Consider the following 19,781-nt stretch of genomic DNA (forward strand, 5'->3'; position numbering starts at 1 on the left):
ACAAGGACCTCACCGGCTGGCTGAACGGGGTCGCGCGTCGGCGTTCACTCCAGGCCCCAGCTCCCTGGCCAGCGCTGTCGCGAACGTGGGCGCCAGCGGCAGCACCGGGATGATCGTGGCCTGCAGGGCGTGATACACATCGGGTTTTCCGCTCCAGACGGTGGCAGCCGGCCGGTTGCGGGGGTCGAGTTCATGTCGCCACGACCCGCCGACCGGGTCGAGGAAGAGCGCGGCCGCGTGATCCCACCAGAGGCGGTACCAGTGCTCGTACCGCGGGTCGTCGGTGACCCCGCCGAGGGCCGCGGCCGCTCCCAGTGCCTCGGTGAGAACCCAGTGCAGCCGGTCCCGCACCACGGGGGTCCCGTCCCAGTCGACGGTGTAGACGAACCCCTCTGCCCCGTCGACCGACCAGCCGAGGCGCACCGCCGCTCCGAACAGCGACTCGGCGTCGGCAAGCAGCCAGTCCGGAGCCGCCGGCCCCAGCGCGGCGCGCAGGTGCAGCGCCAGCCGAGCCCACTCCATCAGGTGCCCGATGGTGACCCCGTACGGGCGGAACTGGTGGGCCCGATCAGAGGTGTTGTAGTCCGGCAGCGCCTGCCAGGAGGAATCGAAATGCTCCGGCAGGCTCCAGCTGTTCGAGCGGGCGAACCCGTGCACGACGCGCTCGACGATGCGTAGCGCCCGGTCCCGCCACAGCGCCAGACCCGTGACGTCGGCCGCGGCGAGAAAGGCCTCGACGGCGTGCATGTTGGCGTTGACCCCTCGATAGGGATCCAGCGTTCGGAACTGCTCGTCCCACTCATCGACGAGCAGCCCGTCCTCCTCGACCCAGAACTGCTCCTCCACCACCGCCAAGGCATCGCTGAGCAGTCGCGCGGCGCCGTCGCGGCCGGCAGCAGCCGCGCTGGAGGCGGCGAGCACGACGAACGCGTGCTCATAAGCGCGCTTCTGCCCTGCGGTAGGGCCATTCGGTCCGACGGCGGTGAACCATCCGCCGTGCTCAAGGTCTCGCAGGCGGCCTGACAGCGCCGCGACCCCGTGATCGGCAAGCCGGCCCATCCCCGGCAGGCCCAGAAGCTGGCCGAGAGAGAACACGTGAGTCATGCGGCTGGTGATGTAGGTATGAACAGGCTGATCGAGCAGCGCGACGCCGTTGTCGTCGAGCCAGGCGAATCCCCCGTCGGGGTGCGCCGAGGCCATGGCGAAATCCAGCAGCCGAACGCATTCCTCGGCCAGCCACGCGCGGTGCGACGGCAGGGTCGTCCACTTCGGTCCCGCGAACTGCGTGTTCTCCATGGCAACCACTGTGCACCTGCCCGGAGATCCGCTGGCATCGGGACCTCCGGTGCGGCTACAGCACGCCCCTTCGCGAGGCCGATGACCCCCTTTCTCCCCGAGTAGGCTGGTGCACGCCGACCATTGTTGACAGGCGGGACGACGTCATGGAGCTCCCTGGCCCAGGCCCCGAGGACACCCAAGAACTTCGGGTGCGCTTGAGCCGTTACAACGACGGCGGGTTGGTGCGCAAGGCAGCCATGCGGCTCGCCGGGGAGGCGCTCAGCAGCGAGGACCTGGAATTGCTGCGCCGCCGGGACATCGGGGTGGAAGGGCGCGTCGCCGAGGACGTGCTTCGCGCGGTGTCCGAGTCCGAACCGGTGTGGGCCCTGCTCGCCGAGAAGGGGCTCCCCGAGGACTTGACCGTCGCCGAGCTCGACGCCATCTCCCATGCCTTGCGCGGAGGCCCCGCAGACCCGAGCAGGAGCAATCCGGTCAGCGTGTCGATGCTGTTCACCGACCCGCGCAACGTGTCCACCCTCCGGCGGATCATCCCGGGCGACCTCGAGCCGCACGAAGTCACCGGCTACCGCTATGCCTGCCTGTCAGCGCCGGACTTCGGCACTCCCGAACCGTTCGTGGTCGCGCTGCACAGCAGCCGGCCCGGCAGGAACTCCGTGACCGCGACGATGCTGGTGGCAGCTACCTTCCTGCGACACGAGCAAGAGTTCGAGGTCCTGTCAGCCGATGCCGCCGAGTGGCTGGAAGTGATGGTCCGGCTGGATCTCCAGGAGATCATCCGTACCCACCGGCTCCTGCTTCAGGCCTGATCGAGATTCTGCTCAGCCGAGGGATTCCTGCTCAGCCGAGGGCCGGGGCGCCGTCGCGGTGCAGCCGGTAGGCAGGCGCGGGCTCGCTGACGCGCACGAGTGACCTGTGGTGCTCCGTGATGACGGGTACCCGGCTTCCTTCCATCCCCACTGCGGCGGTAGCCCACGCGACAGCCTCGCGCAGCGCCGTCTCACCGTCCCCGCCGCCGGCGATAAAACCGGCCAGCAGCGCGTCACCGGCGCCGATGGTGCTGCGCGGGTTCGGCGCCTGCGCCGACGCGTGCAGCACCTGATCCGCATCGACCAGCAGCGCCCCGTCGCGACCCATGCTGACCACCGCTGACCGGGCGCCCCGCTCGATCAGTTGCCGAGCAGCGGCAACCGCGTCGCCGAGGGTGTGGATCGGGCGGCCGACCGCTTCTTCAAGCTCCTCGACATTCGGCTTGATCACGTCGGGTCCCGCGCTGAGGCCTGCGAGCAACGGCTGTCCGCTGGCGTCGAGGGCGAAGCAGCCACCGGCCTGGTGAACCAGCCCGCCCACCGTGGCGTAGTAGTCGCTGCTGACGCCGCGGGGCAGGCTTCCCGACGCCACCACCCAGTCGCCTTCGCTGACCCGGTCCAGCAGCGCCGAGGTGAGACTCCTCAGCTCGGCGGCGCTCAGCTCCGGCCCGGTCGCATTGATCTTGGTCGCCCGGCCGCCGGGCTCGGTGAGGGAGATGTTCACCCGAACCGCCTCAGAGATCGGGATCGCTTCGAAGTCGACCCGTTCGGCGCGCAGCAGCGATTCGAGCTGGGCTCCGGCGGAGCCGCCGATCGGTAGGATCGCCAGCGACGCCACGTCGTTGTTGGTCAGGGCGCGGCTGACGTTGACGCCCTTGCCGCTGGGCTCCTCGTGCTCCGCGGTGGCACGGTGGACGCCGCCGGGAGTCAGCGACGAGATCTCCAGGGTGCGGTCGACGCTCGGATTGGGGGTCAGGGTGATGATCACGTCAGCTCCACGGTGAGTCCGGTCGCTCGGAGGGCCGCGAGGTCGTCGGGGGCCAGCCCGGTGTCGGTGAGAAAAAGGTCGATGTCGGCGAGGTCGGCGTGCTGGCAGACGCTCAGCTGCCCGACCTTGCTGTGATCGGCGAGCAGCACCCTGCGCCGGGCTGCCTTCAGCATGAGCCGCTTGATCGCCGCCTCCTCGTGATCGGGCGTGGTCAGGCCGCGGTCGACGCGGATGCCGTTCGTACCGAGAAAGGCCACGTCGACGTTGATCTCAGCCAGCATCCGGGCCGCCCAGCTGCCGACGGTGGCGACCGTCCGGCTGCGCAACCGGCCACCGATCACGAACACCGTCAGATGTGGCCGCGCCAGCAGCGTCAGGGCGATGGGCAGGGCAGTGGTGAACACCGTGAGCTCACGGTCATCGGACAGCAACGCGGCCAGCCGAGCGGTGGTGGACCCGGCATCGATGAACACCGAGCCGGATGAGGGCAGGTGTGCCAGCGCCGCGGTGGCGATGCGGTCCTTCTCCGCGGCGTATTCCGTCCGGGCGGTCACCGCCGGTTCGTAGTGCAGCTCGCCGATCGGCACCGCTCCCCCGTGCACCCGGCGCAGCAATCCCTGCCGCTCGAGCTGAATGATGTCCTTGCGGACGGTCTCGCTGGTGACCCGCAACCTGCGTGCCATGTCGGCCGCGTCGACCCGTCCGGACGTCCGGAGGGTGGAGATGATCGCTTGCTGCCGTTGCGGCGAGTACGGACTGCGACCGTTGTCGGAGTCCGCCCGCCCGGTAGACCTGCTCGCGTTACGGGCCACGGTCTCTTCCGCCCCTCATGACAGGTTGTCGGCCATCGGCTGGTTAGGAGCTCGCGGCCCTGGTGAGCGCTTGGGCATGGTCGACGTCGCGGTACACACCCGCCGCCACGCCCGCCAGGATCGCCGCTCCGCGCGCGCCGGCCTCGCGCACGTCGGTGTGGGTCAGCGGTCCGAACGCGCGCCGCTTGATCTCGAGCAGAGCCGCGCTGCGGGCCCAGCCGCCGGTCACGATGAACTTGTTGCCCCGGCCGCTGACGGCTGTCATGGCCGCGTCGAGGACCCCGGCCCGCCGGGTGACTTCTTCCAGAGCGGCGCGCCAGATCTGCGCGGGCCCCGTTCCCTCGGTGATGCCGCTGATGCCGACCGGGTCGTCACCGCTGATCCGCACGCCTGCCGGATCGGCGGCGAGGGCCTGCGGGTCAAGACTGGCCAGGTCCGACCCGGTCCTGCCGAGAGCGGTCAGGACCCGTTGGAGTACCAAGCCACCTTGAGTGCCGCCGAGCAGGCACCAGTGGTCGGGCAGCGCGTGCCATCCGACGGTGATTCCCGCGCCGGTCAGAGCCAGCACCGCATCCGCGTCCAGTCCTGGCAGCACCGTCCGGATGAGAGCCTCTGCCGTGCCGCACGAGTCCAGCACGTCGCCGGCGGCCGCGGCCCGCGCACCGATGGCGGCGGCCTGATGATCGTGTCCGGCGACCGTCAGCACAGCGCCGCTCAAGCCGTCCAGGCCCACCGTGGGCGAGACCCGGCCCACCGCGGTGCCGGCCGTGACCAGCGGGGCCAGCAGCGATGCCTTCATTCCGGACCATTCCAGCGCCTCGGGCCACCAGTCCCGGGCCTCCAGCTGCAGCCAACCAGTCCGGGAGGCGAGCGACTCCTCGCTGACCTCCTCGCCGCCGAGCCGGCGGACGACCCACTCCGCGATGCCCAGGCGCCGCACGGCGTTCTCGCTGGGAGCGTGATGATCGATGAGCCAGCGGTGCTTGGTCAGACTCCACTGCGAGCGCAGCGGCAGACCTGTCCGGCGTGCGAAGCCCTCGGCTCCGAACGTCTCGCCCAGCTGACGCACTTCCTTCTCGTCCCGGTTGTCATGCCAGGCGATGACCGGGGCGATCGGGTCGCCGTCGCGGTCGAGCAGGACCCCGGACTCCCCCATGCTCGCGACGCCCACGGCGATGATCGGACCACCGGGGGTCTTGCGCAGCGCCGCGGCGAGCGCGCGGCGGGCTGATTCGAGGACGGCCGGCGCCTCGGTCTGCACGCCACCGGCCGCGGCGGCGTGCCACGAGGTCGGGGCGCGGCCGTGTGCCACCTCCGCTCCGCCGGTGTCCAGGACGACAGCCTTGCTCGAGGTGGTGCCCACATCGAGACCGACCAGATAGTCCATGCCGCTCACCCTCGGGGCCAGGCCACGCACCCATTGCCTTCGTTGCTTGTTCTTGGGTATCGTTGCGTTTCGATGGGATTTCGTCAAGCCTCGGCGACGGCGCGGCAGCGAGACCGCGGAGCAGACAACCGAAAGGCCTACGGACATGCCGCTGGCATCGACCCGCCAGATCGTGGACGCCGCCCGGAAGGCAGGTCGGGGCGTCGCGGCCTTCAACGTCATCACCCTCGAGCACGCCGAGGCGATCGCCGCCGGCGCGGAGGCAGCCGGCACGCCGGTGATCCTGCAGATCAGCGAGAACGCCGTCGCCTACCACCATGGAAATGTGTTTCCGATCGCGGCGGCGTCCGCCGCGGTCGCTGCCGGCGCCGCGGTCGACCTGTCACTGCACCTGGACCACGTCGAGGACCAGCAGTTGCTGCATCGCGCCGCGGACGCGGGATTCAGCTCGGTGATGTATGACGCTTCCAAGCTGGACTTCGCCGACAACGTCACCGCCACCCGCGACGCGGCCCGCTGGGGCCGGGCTCACGGGCTCTACGTCGAGGCCGAGCTCGGGGCGGTGGGCGGCAAGGGTGGCGCGCACACCCCGGGGGTGCGGACCGATCCCGACGAGGCAGCGCGGTTCGTCGCCGACACCGAGGTCGACGCGCTCGCCGTCGCGGTCGGCAGCTCGCACGCCATGACCGAGCGCACGGCGTCCCTCGACCTGGACCTCATCACCAGGATCGGTGAGGTGGTGCCCGTTCCGCTGGTGCTGCACGGCTCCTCCGGAGTGCCCGACCCCGACCTTCAGGCGGCGGTGCGCAGCGGCATCGTCAAGGTCAACATCGGAACGATCCTCAACGTCGCGTTCACCGGCGCGATCCGCCAAGCTCTCACCGACGGCTCGCTGGTCGATCCGCGCAAGTACCTCACCCCGGCTCGCGCTGACCTCGCCGCCGTCGTGGCGCGGCTGGCCGCGACGGTGTCCCGGCCGGCCTGACCCGACGTCTCAGCGGCTCGCCAGCCGATCCGCCACCCGCCGACCTCGTCGAGGATGGTGATCGCTCGTCTCGCCGTCGGGCCCCTGGCCGCGTGCGCGCCGGGTCATGCCTCCAGTGCGCCGGCGCGCGGTGCGTACATGATCACGGCCACGCCGATGAGGCAGATGGCCGCGCCCCACAGGTCCCACCGGTCGGGCTTGAAGCCGTCCACGACCATGCCCCAGAGCAGGCTGCCGGCGATGAAGATGCCGCCGTAAGCGGCGAGGATGCGCCCGAAGTTGGCGTCCGGCTGCAGCGTGGCGACGAAGCCGTAGGCGCCGAGCGCGACGATGCCGGCGGCGACGAATGCCAGTCCCTTGCTCTCGCGGACGCCCTGCCAGACCAGCCAGGCGCCGCCGATCTCGGCCACCGCCGCTAGCACGAACAGCAGGATCGAGCGGGCGATGGTCACCGACCGATCGTAGAGCGACAGGCTTCGGCCCCGCGCGTCACGCCTGCTGCTGCGCTCGCGCCAGCTCGACGAACGGCAGCTCGACGAACGGCAGCTCGACGAACCGCAGCTCGACGAACGGCAGCGGGCAGGGCGAAGCTTTTGGCGACCTCACCGGTCCGCAGCCCGGTCACACCGCCCGGACAGCGACGCGGCCCGGTCCGCCAGGGCGGCCAGCACGCCGGCGTGCGCGTCGCTCGTGCTGACGACGAGGGTCAGCGCGCTGTCGGTGATCCGCAGGTCGAAGGTGAAGAACGAGCAGCAGCGGGACTCGCGGACGGCCAGGGCCGCTGCCGTCGCCGCGACCTCCGGCCCGCTCGACAGCGCCAGCAGCAGCCGGGTCGTGCCCTCCCGGCGCACCTGCTGGACGTGGCGGGAGAACAGGGTGTCGAACTCGGCGATCCGCAACGGTTGCTCTTCTGTCGGCAGGGCGCAGGCGGCGGGCGCCCACCCCAGGCCCGCGCCCGGTGTCGTTGTCATAAGCACACGGTAAGCCTGTACCCAGGTACCGGTTGCAAGTCTTACCGTTGCCGCATGGTCGAAACCACACCAAGCCGGCCGCCGGACTTCGAGACCCAACGCGAGCCCGTCCCGCGCGTCGACACCGGCGAACTCGACACCGCGCTGGCCTTCCTGGACTTCGTCCGGTCCTGCGTGCTCAAGAAGGCGGCCGGTCTCACCGAGGAGCAACTGCGCCGGGCCGTCGTCCCGAGTGGCACCTCGATCCTGGGCTTGATCCAGCACCTGACCGTGGGCGAACGGTTCTGGTTCGGACACCAGCTCGCCGGCATCGGCGAGGACGCCGATTTCGACTTCGACATGGCGGTCCCTGCCGACCGCGGCGGGGCCGAGGTCATCGCCGATTACCGTGCCGCGATCGAGGAGAGCAACGAGCTGATCCGCCGCGTCGGTGACCCCGAGGCTCGCGTGGTGGTGCCGATCGACGGCGAATACCTCAGCCTGCGCTGGGTGATCGCGCACGCCACCGGTGAGGCGACCCGGCACGCGGGCCATGCCGACATCCTCCGCGAGCTGATCGACGGCGCCACCGGCCGCTGAGCCTTCCATGGATCAGCGCTGCCCTGTCGGCGTGCGTCACCCGCGCGCACACCATTGCTGATCTGCCGCACCTCCAGCGTGGAGAGCTGACGCTGCAGGTCCGAGGCTGGTCCGCCAGTGCCGCCGGCTCGCGCCGCGCGTCATCGGGTCGCTCCAATCGATGGTTGCGATCTCGGGTTTTCGCCTCGTCGAGTTGTCGCGTGGGCTCGTCGTCATGGTGTCCTGCATCGCTGCTATCAACTGTGGCTTCAGCTTTAGCCAGGAGCGTTCCGATGGTCATAAGGCGTTGTCCCGACCGTAGGAGTCAATTCGTACTCGTCCGGTAGACCCTTAGCCCTGAGGGCACGGTTAGTGTGATGCCGGTTAAGGGCGACGTGGCCCGAGAGCGTGATTCAACTTATCCCGGCCGCGCGGCTGAGTCGGTCCGGGCATGTGTCCGGTTCCCCGGGCACAGCGATCCAATCTCCGCAGTGCACTCGTGTGCAATTCGCCTGTTGGGTAAACAATGCCATAACCTAATGCTTGGTCGGTTTATGTACTAGCTGATACCGTATTGCCTCGCATAGTTGGCGAAAGGCGATGCGATGGCGGTAGCCGCATTCTTTGACGCTCTCGCCGTTCTGCTCGCCGGCACCCTCCTTTGTGCTGGGATGACGAAGCTGGCGGTCCCGTCGCATCTGAGCCGGGCCATCGGTGAGTTGGTGCCTGCGGTGGGGTCGCGCGCGATGGTGCTGGCCCGCTTGGTGGCGGTGGCCGAGATCAGTACGGCGCTCGCCCTGTCGGTGCCGATGGCACGCGGGGCAGGCGCTGCCGCTGGAGTGGTGCTCGGTGCCACGTTCGCCGGTGCCGGCATCCTCGCTTCGAGCCGCGGGCTCGGCACGCCCTGCGGTTGCTTCGGCCGGGCCGGTGGCCGGTCGCTGGGAGCACGAAACGTGGTCTTCGGCTTCATACTCGCTGGCTTGTCGGCGTTGTTGTTCCGGGGCGGCTCCGGTGGTTGGGCGGCGCCTGAGGGTCTCCCCATGCTGGGCACGGCTGCGGCGGCAGCGGTGCTCGCCGGATGGCTGTACCGGGACATGATCAGGGACCTGGCTCCCTCACTCGGGTTGCGTGGCCGCAAAGTCTCACAGAATTAGGAGTACCGGCTGATGATCTATGCCCTGGCGTTCATGATCCTGCTGATGGTGGCTGTGATGATCATGTTTTTCGCAATGCTGGGAGAGTTGTACTCCCGGGTTGGGCCCGCGCCCGCCGCTACCGGTCCGCTCGAAGAGGCGAAGGTCGGACAGCGCCCCCAGGCCTGGCCTCAGGAGTTGGCTCCACTGGCGACGGCCACCGACGCGGTGTTGCTGGTGCTGAGTACCTCATGTGCCAGTTGCGCCCAGGTCGCGGGGCAGTTGCGTGACCGCTTCGAACCGATGGCTGGCTATGACACGGGCGTGGTCCTATCCACTGCCGATCCTGACCGTGCCGAGGCCTTCGTGCGGGAGCACGGCCTCCCCCGGGCTTCGGTGTATGTCGACGTCAACGGGGCTTGGGTGACCAAGGAATTCGGCGTGCTGACCAGCCCGTCGGCGCTGATTTTGCGGGACGGCCAAGTGAGCTCGGCGCTGGTGTTCACCGATGTCGCGGCCCTGCAGTCCGCAGTTTCCCCGGTCACGTAGCCGGACGGACGACCCACCACCTAACTGACGCTTTTACAAACCAAGGAGACGGTATGACAGCGCAGCCACCTGACCCGACCCCCAGAGAAAATGCGCCAGGGCTGGGGCGGCGCAAGTTCCTAGCCCGCGTCGGTATCGGCGGACTCGCCGTAGCTGGCGCAACTTTCGGCCGCGCCTCTAGCGCCTCCGCCGCTGGTGGTTGCGGGTGTTGCAATCTCGCCCACTGCCCGTCGAACATCGGTTATCAGAACTGCATGTCGAATGCGGTTTACTCGTGGCGCTGTTATTACTCCAGGAATGGAATTCCGTATCAGTGCGAATGCTGCGAGACCTCCGGCTACAGGTATTCCGCCTACGCGTGTTGGCCCCGATAGGACTTGCGCAGTGACCGTCTGGGTGATCATGGGTGTGGCTGGGGCGCTGTTGCAGATACTGAGCCCTTGAGGCTTGTCCATGGCTGGGGTCGCCGGCCCGATGTTGCAGCGAAGCCGCGCCAGCGGCGCCCGCTTCCTGACCGGTCTCGCGGTGGGGGGCATCAGCGCGGGGTTGGTCCTGGCCGTACCGCTGTACCTGGCCGGGCACCTCGCCGGGAGGGTCATGCCACTACCGGTAAAGATGGTCCTGCTCGTCGGCCTAGCCTTCGCACTCGGCCTGGCGGACTTGACCGGGCGTACGCCGCACGTGTGGCGTCAAGTGCCCCAACGCCTGGTCCGGTCGCTGCCGCCCGGAGCCCTCGGATTGACATGGGGTTTCGACCTGGGTCTTCTCGTCACCACCCAGAAGGCGTCATCACTGCTGTGGCTGTCCATCGCCGCGGTGACTTTGCTGGATCCGGGGTTGGTCCCAGCCGCCCTGATTGCTTTCAGCCTGGCCGCGACGGCCGGGGTCCTTACCCTGAGCATGACCGCTTGGGCCGTGGCCATGAGAGGCGGCTTGGACTGGACATGGATACGACGGACTCGTTGGGCGACCGGCGCGACGATGCTGGCCGCGGGACTGGGCACGCTTCTCATGAGCGTGACCGGTTGAGCCCGGCGTTCGACATCGACCCGACCCGAGGTCAGGTGATGATCACCCGGTTCGAATGCCCAAGCTTTTTTGCCATGGTAGTCGTCGTGGTGCTACACGCACGAATCAAACGGCAGGTGGCCCAACTTGCTGAGGGATACCTCGGGGCGGTGATGCTGCGCGACTGGCGGGCCCGCACGGTGCTGAGCATGTCGCTGTGGCGCGACCTTGACAGCGTTTACTCCATGGGCAGCGTGCCGCGCCACATCTACGCTTCGCGGGTGCCTCACCGCCTCGGCATCAACACCCGCGCCGGAGTGTTCTGCTACGCCGGCGACTGGCGGCAGGTGATGTTCGGCGCCGGCCAGCCCAAGCCTTCGCCACTGGAATTCCCAACCGATGATCGATAAGAAAGGTAGACACACCCATGCCCATTCCCACCGATCGTGGCATGCTCGTCGTCCACGCAGAGGCCGATGGAACGACGTCCCTGTCGGTCTGCGCCAAGGTGATCAACGGCAAGCCGACCGACGTTTACGCCCAACACCACCATGCGCGGCAGGTGAACATCGACCCCGATGTCAAACTGACTCCCCACGGCAAGGACCGGTACACCAAAGAGATCGTCGAGGTAATCGGCAGCGTCGACGGCGTGGTCAGCGTCCGCTACCCGAGGTATGACAACCACCCGTAGTCGTCAAGGACGCACCGGCCTGGTTCCTATGCGTCCGAGCGCCGGTGGCCGTTGCCGGCATGGTCGGCACCCGCCAAGCCGGCCGCCGGGCTTCTAGACCCGAAGCAAGCCGGTCCCGCGCGTGAACCTGGCGAACTGATCCGCACCGGACGTTGAGCCTCAGCATCGGATCACCCGCGTTCAGAAGGAAACAGTGCTACACAGCAGGCTTGTGGGTTGCTGGGATCTCCACAACTAACGCACGCAGCCGGCCTCTTGTCGCCTCACCCGGCAGCTGTGAGTAGTCGGCCCAGCCCAGCGTGTGGGTTCCCGTGAGCGCGAGATCCAACTCTCGGCCCTTACGTGTCCCGGCTCCGGTGTTAGGGCCCCAGGCTTTGAGGCCGGAGAGCACAGTGCCCTCGCCGAGCCTGAAGGCAGCGGCGTTGGTGTCCTTTAACCCCGTGCCAGGCTTCCAGTAGCTCGGGTCGTTGGTCAGCACGATCACTGCCCCGTCACAGCCAGAGCGGCTGGCCACGAACGTTTCCACCCGCACGATGTCCTTAACGCAGTCGTAGCCGCGGATGTCTTGTGCCCCCTGATCCTTCAGCTCGAACCACTCGTCGTCCACCTGGCCGGTCCAGCGCCGAGTGAGGTACTTGAGCTCGATTGCGCTCGCGCGGCCGAGGTCCGGACGAGCGAAGTCCAAGTCCAGGCGCACGCCCGGCACTGGCCGGGTTTCCAACCGCACCCGCATCGCAGGATCGTGTCGCTGGACCAGCCAGGCGAAGGCCAGCTGGAAGTCGGCTTCGGAGTGGAACACCGGACGGGCGACGGCCAGTTGCGCCAACACCTCGTTCAAATCGACTGAACCAGCGATGAGCATGTTCAGACGGTAGCGGTCCTCGCCGCTAGGCGGAGCGGCTGCCCGAGGCGCGCTGGCACATCGGACGTATCACCGGATCATCGCGCTCCCCTACTACACAGGCTGCTGGCCTCAACCGCCTCCGGCTCTTACGTCGGCGCGCGCTCGTGCGTCACCTTGATCACCCTGGAGGCTCCCCATGCAGGACGAACAGCGCCACACCGTCGCCGTCGACGACGCGGTGTTCCGTCAGGTGTACGACTCGCCGGCCTCACTGCCCGGCCGGCACCGCTGGCTCACCAGCGATCAGGACGTGCGCGAGATCGAGAAGTTGCTCAACATGCCGCCGGACACCATCGGCGCGCCGCTGTGGGTTAGCGGTGAGCGAAAGACCTGCGCCGAGTGCGATCGCACCATCAGCTGGCTGGACATCGTCGCGTCGGGGCTGGCCCGCGTGCACTCGGCCGAGATGATCGCCAACGTCATCCTCGGCGAGCAGAAGTACGTCAACACCGAGGCGCCGAAGGCGATCGCCCACGTCAGCTGCGTCAACTGCGGCGCCTCGTTCGAGGGGCTTCGCAGCTTCAAGTGCCACAACTGGGCCTATGCCAAGCCCGCTCTGCTCGACGTGATCCAGCAGATGGAGCGCGGTCGGGCAAGCAGCAGCTGACCAACGTGGCCGGCAGACCCTGAGCTCAGGAGCCGATCACCCCGCCGTCGTCCTTGGTGATCACGACGGTCGCCGACCTCGGGGTGGTGATCCCGTCCAGCCGCGGCCAGGTGCTGCCGCCGCCCTCGCCGGGGTGCTGGATGTTGACGAACATGGTGCGCTGGTCGGGGGTGCACACCACGCCGGTGACCTCGCCGTTCGTGACACCGGTGAAGAACCTGCGCACCTCGGGCGCGCCGTGGGCGTCGCGGACCCCGGGATCGGCCGCCAGCATCTGGTCGTTGGCGCCGCTGGGCTGGGAACCGTCGGTCTGGATCCACAGCCGGCCGTCCGGGTCGGCCCACAGGCCGTCCGGCGAGCCGAAGGCGTCGGAGTCGGCGATGGTCGAGCCGTCGCCGCTGCCGCGGCCCTGCCCCGCCACCAGGAACAGCTCCCACCTGAAGGACGTCGCCGCGTGGTCGCCGCCGGCCTCGTTCCAGCCGAGGATGTGGCCCCAGACGTTGGGCTTGCGCGGGTTGGCCGCGCTGAGCACCTTCGCCGAGCTGGTGTTGTTGGTCAGCGTCAGGTAGGCGGTGCCAGTGATCGGGTCGACCGCGGTCCACTCCGGCCGGTCCATCGGCGTCGCGCCCAGCGCGGTCGCGGCAAGGCGGGTCTTGACCAGGACGTCGCCCTGGTCGGCGAAGCCGTTGGCTGCCGTCAGCGGCCCGCTGCCGTGCACCAGGGGCAGCCACTGACCGGTTCCGTCGTCGTTGACCTTCGCGACGTAGAGCGTGCCCTCGTCCAGCGGGCTCTTGCCCTGCTCGCGCAGCAGGTCCTTCCAGTTGCCGGCGCTGACGAACTTGTACAGGTACTCGTTCACCTGATCGTCGCCCAGGTAGACGACCACCCGGCCGCCCTTGCTGACGTGCACGGTCGCGCCTTCGTGCTTGACCCGGCCGAGCGCGGTGCGCTTGACCGGGGTGGAGTGGGGATCGAACGGGTCGACCTCGACGACCCAGCCGAAGCGGTTGGGCTCGTTCGGATCGGTCGGGGTGACGACGAAGCGCGGATCGTTGGTCGCCCACCGGTTGCGGTCTCCGCCGATGCCGTAGCGGCCCTGGTTCGCGGCCTGCTCGGCGGTGTAGGCGCCGGGATCGAGGCGGAAGTAGCCGTTGAAGTTCTCCTCGCACGTCAGGTACGTGCCCCACGGCGTGTAGCCGTGCGCGCAGTTGTTGAACGTGCCCAGCGGCGTCGTGCCGGCCGGGTCGGTAGCGGTCCGCAACAGGCGGTGCCCGGTGGCCGGGCCGGCGAAGGTCATCGGGGTGTTCGCGGTGATCCGCCGGTTGTACCGGCCGCGCACCACCTCCCAGTCACCGCCGGACTCCTTGATCTCCACCACGCTGACGCCGTGCGCGTTCTGCGACTTGCGGACCATCTCCGGCGTCCACCCGCTCGCGGGCGGGACGGTGAGCGTGCCGGTCTGCAGGTAGCCCTCGTCCACGTACTCGTGGTTGAGCACCAGCAGCCCGTGGGTGCTGCCCTTGCGACCGTGGTGCAGCGCGAAGTAGTGCATGCCGTCGTGGTGCGCACCCACCTGCTGGGCCTGCTCGTCGGCGGTGTTGGCGCCGGGCACGAAGTCGGGGTAGTCGCCGAGCAGCGGCGTGCCCCACGGGATGAACGCCCGCGCGCTGTAACCCGGCGGGACCGCCACCTCATCACCGCGGCTGAGCGGGATCGGTGTGAACCCGAGTAGGCCCTTTTTCGCCGCCCGCGGCGCCGCGGCGCGCGCGGCAGGGGCGAGCAGTCCGCTGGAGAAGAACCCGGCCGCGAGCGCGGCGCCACCGGTCAACACCGAACGGCGCGAGACACGGGAGGCGATCACCTCGCGCAGGTGGGTGCCGGTGGCCGGGTTCAGGTCGGCCTCGTCGTCGTAAGGCTGGATCATCGATCGCTCTCCTAGGGTCGCTGGCTGCCCAGCGAACGTAAGCGAGCTCCATGACCCGCGACCCACGCCAGAGTGAACAACCGGTGGAGTCGAGGCCTCGCCCTCACGTCAGACGTTGCGCCATGCCTTTCTAGACGAGACGGCCCAACCTGGTGACCAAGCCGTATCAGGCAGTGCGACGCCGGTACCGCACTGAGATAGCAAGCAACCAATCAGCCATCCCGTGCGTCTGATGTGTGTGAAGCAACGCCGACCCCGAGGAGCGTCTCATGAGCGAACCAGTCATCCCCGACCCGACCGCTGAGGACGACAGCGACCAGACGCTGCCACCGCTACCGGATAAGGACTCCGCAGACGACGACCCGCCGATGGAGCCGAATCCGTACATGGGCGGCGGCACGGCTCCGACCTGACCCGAGGACGAAAACGACAGCCCGGCCGGGTTACTCGGTGACCGAGTACCCGGCCGGGACCTATGTTCCGGTCATCGCCGTCGAAGCACCCCATCGAAGCACCCCATCGAAGTAAATGCTCCGCGCCTCGGGACAGAACTCAATCGCGAGTCGGGAACTCCGCCATCAGCGCGTGCTCGCCGAGCCAGCGGTCCAGGCGGGCATAGGCCTGCTGCCGCGGTTCCGCCCGGGACAGGAAGACGTCGTGCCGCGCCCCGGCGATCGGCACCACGGTGGTCTCGCCGCCCAGGCAACCGGCCCAGCGCGCGATCTGCCGGACGTCGAGCACCACGTCAGCCCGGTCGCTGATGTCGGAGTACCGGGTCGAGAAGTGCGTGCGGTCCGAGCGCAACACCAGGGACGGCACCCCGATGTCCAGGCCGCGGTGCAGCCGGGCGTGACCACGGCGAACCGCGTTGACCCAGCCGACGGTCACCGGGAACCCCTCCAGCGGCTTGAGCTCCAGGTCGAAGGACCACTCACCGGTGCCGCTGGTGTGGATCGTCGAGCCGTACACGCCGGTAGGCAGCCTCAGCTGGCGCAGCGGTTGCGCCCGGCCGAGCACGCGCAGCGCCTGGGTCAGCGGGCCACGGTGCACGGCCCTGCCCTGCAGGTCGAACCACGGGCTGTTGAGGACGAGCCCGGCGATCGGAGCGACCCGGCCGGCCTGCCGGCGGCGATCCAGCCAGAGCGGCGTGATCAGCCCGCCCGTCGAGTGCGCGACGACCACGACCGGCTGCCCGGGGTGCTCGCCGGCCACGATGTCCAGCGCCGCCTCGAGCTCGGCGTCACAGCGGGCCAGGTCCGAGACGTAATGCGCTGTCTGCCCCGGCCGGCGGGACCGGCCGGACTTGCGCAGGTCCAGGGCGAAGAACGCCAACCCGCGGTCGGCGAAGAAGTCGGCCAGCTCGGTCTGGAAGAAGTAGTCCGAGAACCCGTGCACGTAGAGCACCGCGCCGTGCGAGACCTCCGTGGCACGCCGGTCGCGCCGGACCAGCACCGCCGCGATGTCACCCTCGCCGTCCGGGTCAGCGCCCAGGTCGATCACCTGCTGGACGTAGCCCTCACCCAGGATGTCGGGCTGCCATGCGACGTCGTGTTCTGTCTCGCTCACTACCTGACTCCTAGCCAGCGCGTGGTGGCTGGTCACCGGGTGGGTGGCTCACCAAGGGGGTGAGCCGCCGCAGGAACTCCTGCGCCCCGATCACCTCGCTGATCGCGTGCAGGTCCGGGCTGCGGGGCGATCCGGTGATCGCGACCCGGACGAGCTGCGCAGCGTCCTTGAAAACCCCCGCGTAGCGATCGGGATCGGCCCGGCGCTCGGCGGCACTGGCCGCGAACCCGGCCTCGGCGGCCGCCGACCGGATCTGGGCGAACCAGGCGTCTGAGTCCGGATCGGCGCGATAGCGCTCCACCAGCAGCCGCACGAAGGCCGCGCCCGCGTCGGCGTCCACTCCGAGGGCCTGCACGCGCTCATCGTCGAATCCCGTCACCGGTTGGAACAGCGCGGTGAAGAAGAAGGCGTAGTGGGCGCGGAAGTCGCTCCACTTGCGCAGGTCCTTGCGCGGGTTGGCCACGCCGCCGCGCTCGACCGACAGCGCCCGCAGCGCCTGCTCCTGCTCGGCGCGCAGCACCACGGCCAGCTCCGGGTCATACGCCGTCGCCCACACCAGCAGCTCGTCGTACACGGCCCGGTCCGCCATCGTGCCGATGTGATCGGCGCTGATGTCCTCGAGCTTGACCAGGTCCACGAGCGGGCCGGCGACGCCGAGCAGGTCCAGCCGGATGGGCGTGCTGAGCGCTTCGGGCTCGGGCAGCTCGGCCAGCCGGCCGTTGGCCAGGCCGCGCAGGTAGTAGAGCACCGCCTCAGCCGGGTAGCCGGCCTCGATGTAGAAGTCGACGCTGGCCTCGACGTCCTTGCGCTTGGACAGCTTGCGCCGGCCGCCCTTGACCGGCTTGGACAGCGGCGCGATGTGGGCGTAGTCCAGCCGGTCGAACCCGAGCGCCTCGAACAGCTGCACGTGCAACGGGATGGAGGAGAACCACTCGTCACCGCGCACCACCGTGGTCACCCGCATCAGGTGGTCATCGACGGCGTGGGCGAAGTGATAGGTCGGCAACCGCGGCGAGCGGTCGGAGGACTTGAGGAGAACGGCGTCGTTGCGGTTGCCGTCCAGCTCACGCTCACCGCGCACCACGTCGGTGAACGTGATCCGGCCCGGGTCATCGGGGGCGCGCAGCCGAATGACGTAGGGCGTGCCAGCGTCCAGCATCGCGCGCACCCGGTCGGGGTCGGCGTCACGCCAGATCGCCCACTTGCCGTAGTAACCCGGCGCCTCCTTGGCCGCGTTCTGGCGCTCGGTGATCCCGGCAAGCTCCTCGGCCGTGGCGAAGCACGGGTAGGCCTGACCGGTGCGCATCAGCTCGCGGGCGTAGGTCTCATAGATGCGAGCGCGCTCGGACTGCCGGTAGGGCCCGTAGCCCCCGGTGACGTCGTCCTCGTCGGAGTGCAGGCCGAAGTAGCTGAAGGCCCGGTCGAACTGGACGAGGGCGCCCTCGACCTCACGGGACTGGTCGGTGTCCTCGATCCGGACGAAGTAGACGCCGCCGGAGTGGCGGGCGACGTCCTGGCTGATGTGCGCGGCGTAGAGGCCGCCGATGTGCACGAACCCGGTGGGTGAGGGCCCGAACCGGGTGACCTGCGCGCCGCTGGGCAGGTCACGGGGCGGGTAGGCGCGCTCCCAGTCGGCCGGCGACGGAAGGTCGGAGGGGAACAGCTGATCGACGTCTGCTCGGTCCAGGGCCGTCGCACGCAGATTGGACATAACCGCCTCGCCGGGCTTGGGGCTCAGCTGGCCCGCGGATTCGTCGAATCCGGCAAGCCTACTTCACCCTCGGCCGACGTGATCGCCGGCGGCGGTCAGGCCCCCAGGCCGAGCCGCACCGTCACGATGTCACCCAGTTCGAGCCCTTCGGCCTTTCGCACCCAGGCCTTCACCGGCACGATGTAGCGCCCGTCCTTGGGCCACAGCGACGTCGCCCAGCTGGTCCGGCCGATCCGCGCCGTGACCGGGATCATGCCCCAGCCGTAGGACACGATCGCCGACGCAGCTTCCAGCTCGTGGCACTGCGGCTCCCCCACGGTGACGAAGTGCCAGGGTGCGGGGCCCTTCCAGAACCACAGCTCGCCGCTGAACTCCAGGTTCATCCGCCCAGGATAGGCGCCGGCCGGTTCCAGCGGTCGAGGCGCGGCTTCGACAGCGCACGTAGGGTTTCCATGGAAGAAGCGCCGACTCGAACGGGGGGGCCGATGGCGCCAGCTGCACCCCGCTTCGAGCGGGCGTCTGCGTTGCGGGACAAGTCGTACTGGTCGGCGTTCGCCATCGGCGCCGCCGTGATGGCCGGCGTCGACGAGATCGTGTTCCACCAGCTGCTGAACTGGCACCACTTCTATGACAGGTCGACCTCCGAGATCGGCCTGCTCTCCGACGGGGTGCTGCACGCGGCCGAACTGGTCGCGCTGGTGGCCGGTTTCTTCCTGCTCGCCGACGCCCGGCGCAGGAACGCGTTCTCACCCGTCGCGGCCTGGGCCGGTTTCTTCACCGGAGCGGGGTTGTTCCAGCTCTGGGACGGCGTCATCGACCACAAGGTCCTGGGCGTGCACCAGATCCGCTACGGCGTCGAGATCCTGCCCTATGACCTCGCGTGGAACGCCTTCGCGCTGGCACTGCTGGCACTGGGTGTCGCGCTGACGGTCGCGGCCGGCCGGCGCCCGTCCCGCTGAGCGCCGAGGACAGTGCCCGAGGATCACGGCCAGCCCGGGGCGAGCTGGCTGCTGCTGGCGTCGCTGACCGTGGCCGCGGTGCTCTACCTGGCGGCCGCCCGCTCCCGGACGCGGGCCGGCGCCACCGCCTGGCCCGCTCATCGCGGCATCCTGTGGCTGCTCGGGCTCGCCACGATCGCGACGGCGGCCCTCGGCCCGCTCGCCGACGCGGCACACCACGACTTCGCGGCGCACCTGGCCGCCCACCTGCTGGTCGGGATGCTCGCCCCGCTGCTGATCGTGCTGTCCGCCCCCGTGACCCTGGCGCTGCGCGCGCTCGACGTGGGCCGCGCGCGTCGGGTCTCACGGTTGCTCAACAGCCGGCCCGCCCGGTTCCTGACCGACCCGGCGCCGGCGGCGATCCTCAACGTCGGCTCGCTGTGGGCGCTCTACGCGACCCCGCTCGGCGCCGCGATGCTGGGCAAGCCGGCCCTGCACCCTCTCCTGCTGACCCACTTCTTTCTCACCGGCTACCTCTTCACCGCCTCCATCGTCGGCGTCGACCCCGCGCCGCATCGCAGGAGCTTCCGGTTGCGACTGGTCGTGGTGGTGCTCGCCATCGCCGCCCATTCGATCCTGGCCAAGCACCTTTACGGCCACCCTCCCGCGGGGACGCCGGCCGCGGCGGCCGAAAGCGGCGCGCTGCTGATGTACTACGGCGGCGACCTGCTGGCACTCGCCCTGATCGTGCTGTTCTGCGCCCAGTGGTACCGGGCAGCGCGCCCTCCGGCGCGGCGGCCGGCTCGTCGATCGGACTGAAGGCAGCCAGGGCATGGCGGGTCAGCGCGGCGCGGGGTTAGGGTGAAGACGCGGTCGCCGGTCCCGAAGTCAAGCTGTGACTCGTCCGGACCGAGCCTCAGGGCCGCTTCCCTGCGGAGGGA

23 protein-coding genes are annotated in these 19,781 nt (G+C 69.3%); 12 read left to right on the forward strand and 11 right to left on the reverse strand.

All coding sequences use genetic code 11. The features are described 5' to 3' along the window. Nucleotides 1–9: 9 nt before the first annotated feature. Complete coding sequence (locus VF557_00115) at nucleotides 10–1,296, reverse strand: AGE family epimerase/isomerase (protein HEX8078589.1); 1,287 nt, start codon at nucleotides 1,294–1,296, stop codon at nucleotides 10–12. A 146-nt stretch (nucleotides 1,297–1,442) separates the two neighbouring features. On the opposite strand from VF557_00115, the gene VF557_00120 reads away from it, so the two are divergent. Beyond that, the gene (locus VF557_00120) at nucleotides 1,443–2,105 is read left to right on the forward strand and encodes a hypothetical protein (GenBank protein ID HEX8078590.1); all 663 of its coding nucleotides are present in this window, start codon (nucleotides 1,443–1,445) and stop codon (nucleotides 2,103–2,105) included. Nucleotides 2,106–2,136: 31 nt separating this feature from the next. On the opposite strand, the gene pfkB is transcribed toward VF557_00120, so the two are convergent. Genes pfkB through VF557_00135 form a run of 3 tightly spaced genes read right to left on the reverse strand, consistent with a single transcriptional unit; the run spans nucleotide 2,137 to nucleotide 5,292 of the window. Further along, nucleotides 2,137–3,093: a 1-phosphofructokinase gene (pfkB, locus tag VF557_00125; protein HEX8078591.1), complete on the reverse strand. Its 957-nt coding sequence runs from the start codon at nucleotides 3,091–3,093 to the stop codon at nucleotides 2,137–2,139. Continuing rightward, nucleotides 3,090–3,905: a DeoR/GlpR family DNA-binding transcription regulator gene (locus tag VF557_00130; GenBank protein HEX8078592.1), complete on the reverse strand. Its 816-nt coding sequence runs from the start codon at nucleotides 3,903–3,905 to the stop codon at nucleotides 3,090–3,092. The genes pfkB and VF557_00130 overlap by 4 nt, the downstream gene beginning before the upstream one ends. 43 nt (nucleotides 3,906–3,948) lie before the next feature. Continuing rightward, nucleotides 3,949–5,292 (reverse strand): FGGY family carbohydrate kinase, encoded by a 1,344-nt coding sequence (locus tag VF557_00135; GenBank protein HEX8078593.1) that lies wholly within the window; start codon nucleotides 5,290–5,292, stop codon nucleotides 3,949–3,951. Between the two features lie 145 nt (nucleotides 5,293–5,437). Between VF557_00135 and VF557_00140 the strand changes: the two genes are divergently transcribed. After that, nucleotides 5,438–6,277: a class II fructose-bisphosphate aldolase gene (locus VF557_00140; GenBank protein ID HEX8078594.1), complete on the forward strand. Its 840-nt coding sequence runs from the start codon at nucleotides 5,438–5,440 to the stop codon at nucleotides 6,275–6,277. A gap of 104 nt (nucleotides 6,278–6,381) precedes the next feature. Here the strand turns inward: VF557_00140 and VF557_00145 are convergent, their stop codons facing one another. Further along, on the reverse strand, nucleotides 6,382–6,729 hold the full coding sequence (locus tag VF557_00145) for a YnfA family protein (GenBank protein ID HEX8078595.1): 348 nt from the start codon (nucleotides 6,727–6,729) through the stop codon (nucleotides 6,382–6,384). A gap of 150 nt (nucleotides 6,730–6,879) precedes the next feature. Beyond that, nucleotides 6,880–7,248, reverse strand: coding sequence for a hypothetical protein (locus tag VF557_00150; protein HEX8078596.1), 369 nt, complete (start codon nucleotides 7,246–7,248; stop codon nucleotides 6,880–6,882). A gap of 54 nt (nucleotides 7,249–7,302) precedes the next feature. Here VF557_00150 and VF557_00155 point away from each other — a divergent pair, with 54 nt between their 5' ends. The 6 genes from VF557_00155 (at nucleotide 7,303) to VF557_00180 (ending at nucleotide 11,190) form a co-directional block, all read left to right on the forward strand. Beyond that, nucleotides 7,303–7,827, forward strand: a complete 525-nt coding sequence (locus tag VF557_00155) for a DinB family protein (protein ID HEX8078597.1) — start codon at nucleotides 7,303–7,305, stop codon at nucleotides 7,825–7,827. A 584-nt stretch (nucleotides 7,828–8,411) separates the two neighbouring features. Further along, nucleotides 8,412–8,960: a MauE/DoxX family redox-associated membrane protein gene (locus VF557_00160; protein ID HEX8078598.1), complete on the forward strand. Its 549-nt coding sequence runs from the start codon at nucleotides 8,412–8,414 to the stop codon at nucleotides 8,958–8,960. A 12-nt stretch (nucleotides 8,961–8,972) separates the two neighbouring features. Next, the gene (locus VF557_00165) at nucleotides 8,973–9,488 is read left to right on the forward strand and encodes a hypothetical protein (protein HEX8078599.1); all 516 of its coding nucleotides are present in this window, start codon (nucleotides 8,973–8,975) and stop codon (nucleotides 9,486–9,488) included. Nucleotides 9,489–9,941: 453 nt separating this feature from the next. Further along, a complete protein-coding gene (locus VF557_00170; GenBank protein ID HEX8078600.1) occupies nucleotides 9,942–10,517 on the forward strand; it encodes a hypothetical protein in 576 nt (191 codons plus the stop codon). After that, entirely contained in the window at nucleotides 10,514–10,906 is a 393-nt protein-coding gene (locus VF557_00175) for a hypothetical protein (GenBank protein ID HEX8078601.1), read from the forward strand. The genes VF557_00170 and VF557_00175 overlap by 4 nt, the downstream gene beginning before the upstream one ends. 17 nt (nucleotides 10,907–10,923) lie before the next feature. Then, nucleotides 10,924–11,190, forward strand: a complete 267-nt coding sequence (locus tag VF557_00180; protein HEX8078602.1) for a hypothetical protein — start codon at nucleotides 10,924–10,926, stop codon at nucleotides 11,188–11,190. 196 nt (nucleotides 11,191–11,386) lie between these two features. Here VF557_00180 and VF557_00185 read toward each other — a convergent pair whose 3' ends face one another. Continuing rightward, nucleotides 11,387–12,052: a hypothetical protein gene (locus VF557_00185; protein ID HEX8078603.1), complete on the reverse strand. Its 666-nt coding sequence runs from the start codon at nucleotides 12,050–12,052 to the stop codon at nucleotides 11,387–11,389. A 178-nt stretch (nucleotides 12,053–12,230) separates the two neighbouring features. On the opposite strand from VF557_00185, the gene VF557_00190 reads away from it, so the two are divergent. After that, nucleotides 12,231–12,701, forward strand: a complete 471-nt coding sequence (locus VF557_00190; protein HEX8078604.1) for a hypothetical protein — start codon at nucleotides 12,231–12,233, stop codon at nucleotides 12,699–12,701. 25 nt (nucleotides 12,702–12,726) lie between these two features. Here VF557_00190 and VF557_00195 read toward each other — a convergent pair whose 3' ends face one another. Continuing rightward, nucleotides 12,727–14,625, reverse strand: coding sequence for a PhoX family phosphatase (locus VF557_00195; protein HEX8078605.1), 1,899 nt, complete (start codon nucleotides 14,623–14,625; stop codon nucleotides 12,727–12,729). Between the two features lie 269 nt (nucleotides 14,626–14,894). On the opposite strand from VF557_00195, the gene VF557_00200 reads away from it, so the two are divergent. Beyond that, nucleotides 14,895–15,038, forward strand: a complete 144-nt coding sequence (locus VF557_00200) for a hypothetical protein (protein ID HEX8078606.1) — start codon at nucleotides 14,895–14,897, stop codon at nucleotides 15,036–15,038. A 139-nt stretch (nucleotides 15,039–15,177) separates the two neighbouring features. Here the strand turns inward: VF557_00200 and VF557_00205 are convergent, their stop codons facing one another. The 3 genes from VF557_00205 to VF557_00215 all read right to left on the reverse strand — a co-directional run bounded on the left by VF557_00205 (nucleotide 15,178) and on the right by VF557_00215 (nucleotide 18,285). Continuing rightward, nucleotides 15,178–16,191, reverse strand: coding sequence for an alpha/beta hydrolase (locus VF557_00205; GenBank protein HEX8078607.1), 1,014 nt, complete (start codon nucleotides 16,189–16,191; stop codon nucleotides 15,178–15,180). 10 nt (nucleotides 16,192–16,201) lie between these two features. After that, nucleotides 16,202–17,902: a glutamate--tRNA ligase family protein gene (locus VF557_00210; protein HEX8078608.1), complete on the reverse strand. Its 1,701-nt coding sequence runs from the start codon at nucleotides 17,900–17,902 to the stop codon at nucleotides 16,202–16,204. A 95-nt stretch (nucleotides 17,903–17,997) separates the two neighbouring features. Then, nucleotides 17,998–18,285 carry a DUF1905 domain-containing protein gene (locus VF557_00215; protein HEX8078609.1) on the reverse strand — a complete coding sequence of 96 codons (288 nt, stop codon included), beginning with the start codon at nucleotides 18,283–18,285 and terminating at the stop codon, nucleotides 17,998–18,000. Between the two features lie 102 nt (nucleotides 18,286–18,387). On the opposite strand from VF557_00215, the gene VF557_00220 reads away from it, so the two are divergent. Both VF557_00220 and VF557_00225 read left to right on the forward strand, forming a co-directional pair. Next, nucleotides 18,388–18,861 carry a DUF2243 domain-containing protein gene (locus tag VF557_00220; GenBank protein ID HEX8078610.1) on the forward strand — a complete coding sequence of 158 codons (474 nt, stop codon included), beginning with the start codon at nucleotides 18,388–18,390 and terminating at the stop codon, nucleotides 18,859–18,861. A 12-nt stretch (nucleotides 18,862–18,873) separates the two neighbouring features. Then, complete coding sequence (locus VF557_00225) at nucleotides 18,874–19,659, forward strand: cytochrome c oxidase assembly protein (protein ID HEX8078611.1); 786 nt, start codon at nucleotides 18,874–18,876, stop codon at nucleotides 19,657–19,659. Nucleotides 19,660–19,781 lie beyond the last annotated feature (122 nt).

Source organism: Jatrophihabitans sp. (assembly GCA_036389035.1).
Classification (GTDB): domain Bacteria; phylum Actinomycetota; class Actinomycetes; order Mycobacteriales; family Jatrophihabitantaceae; genus Jatrophihabitans_A.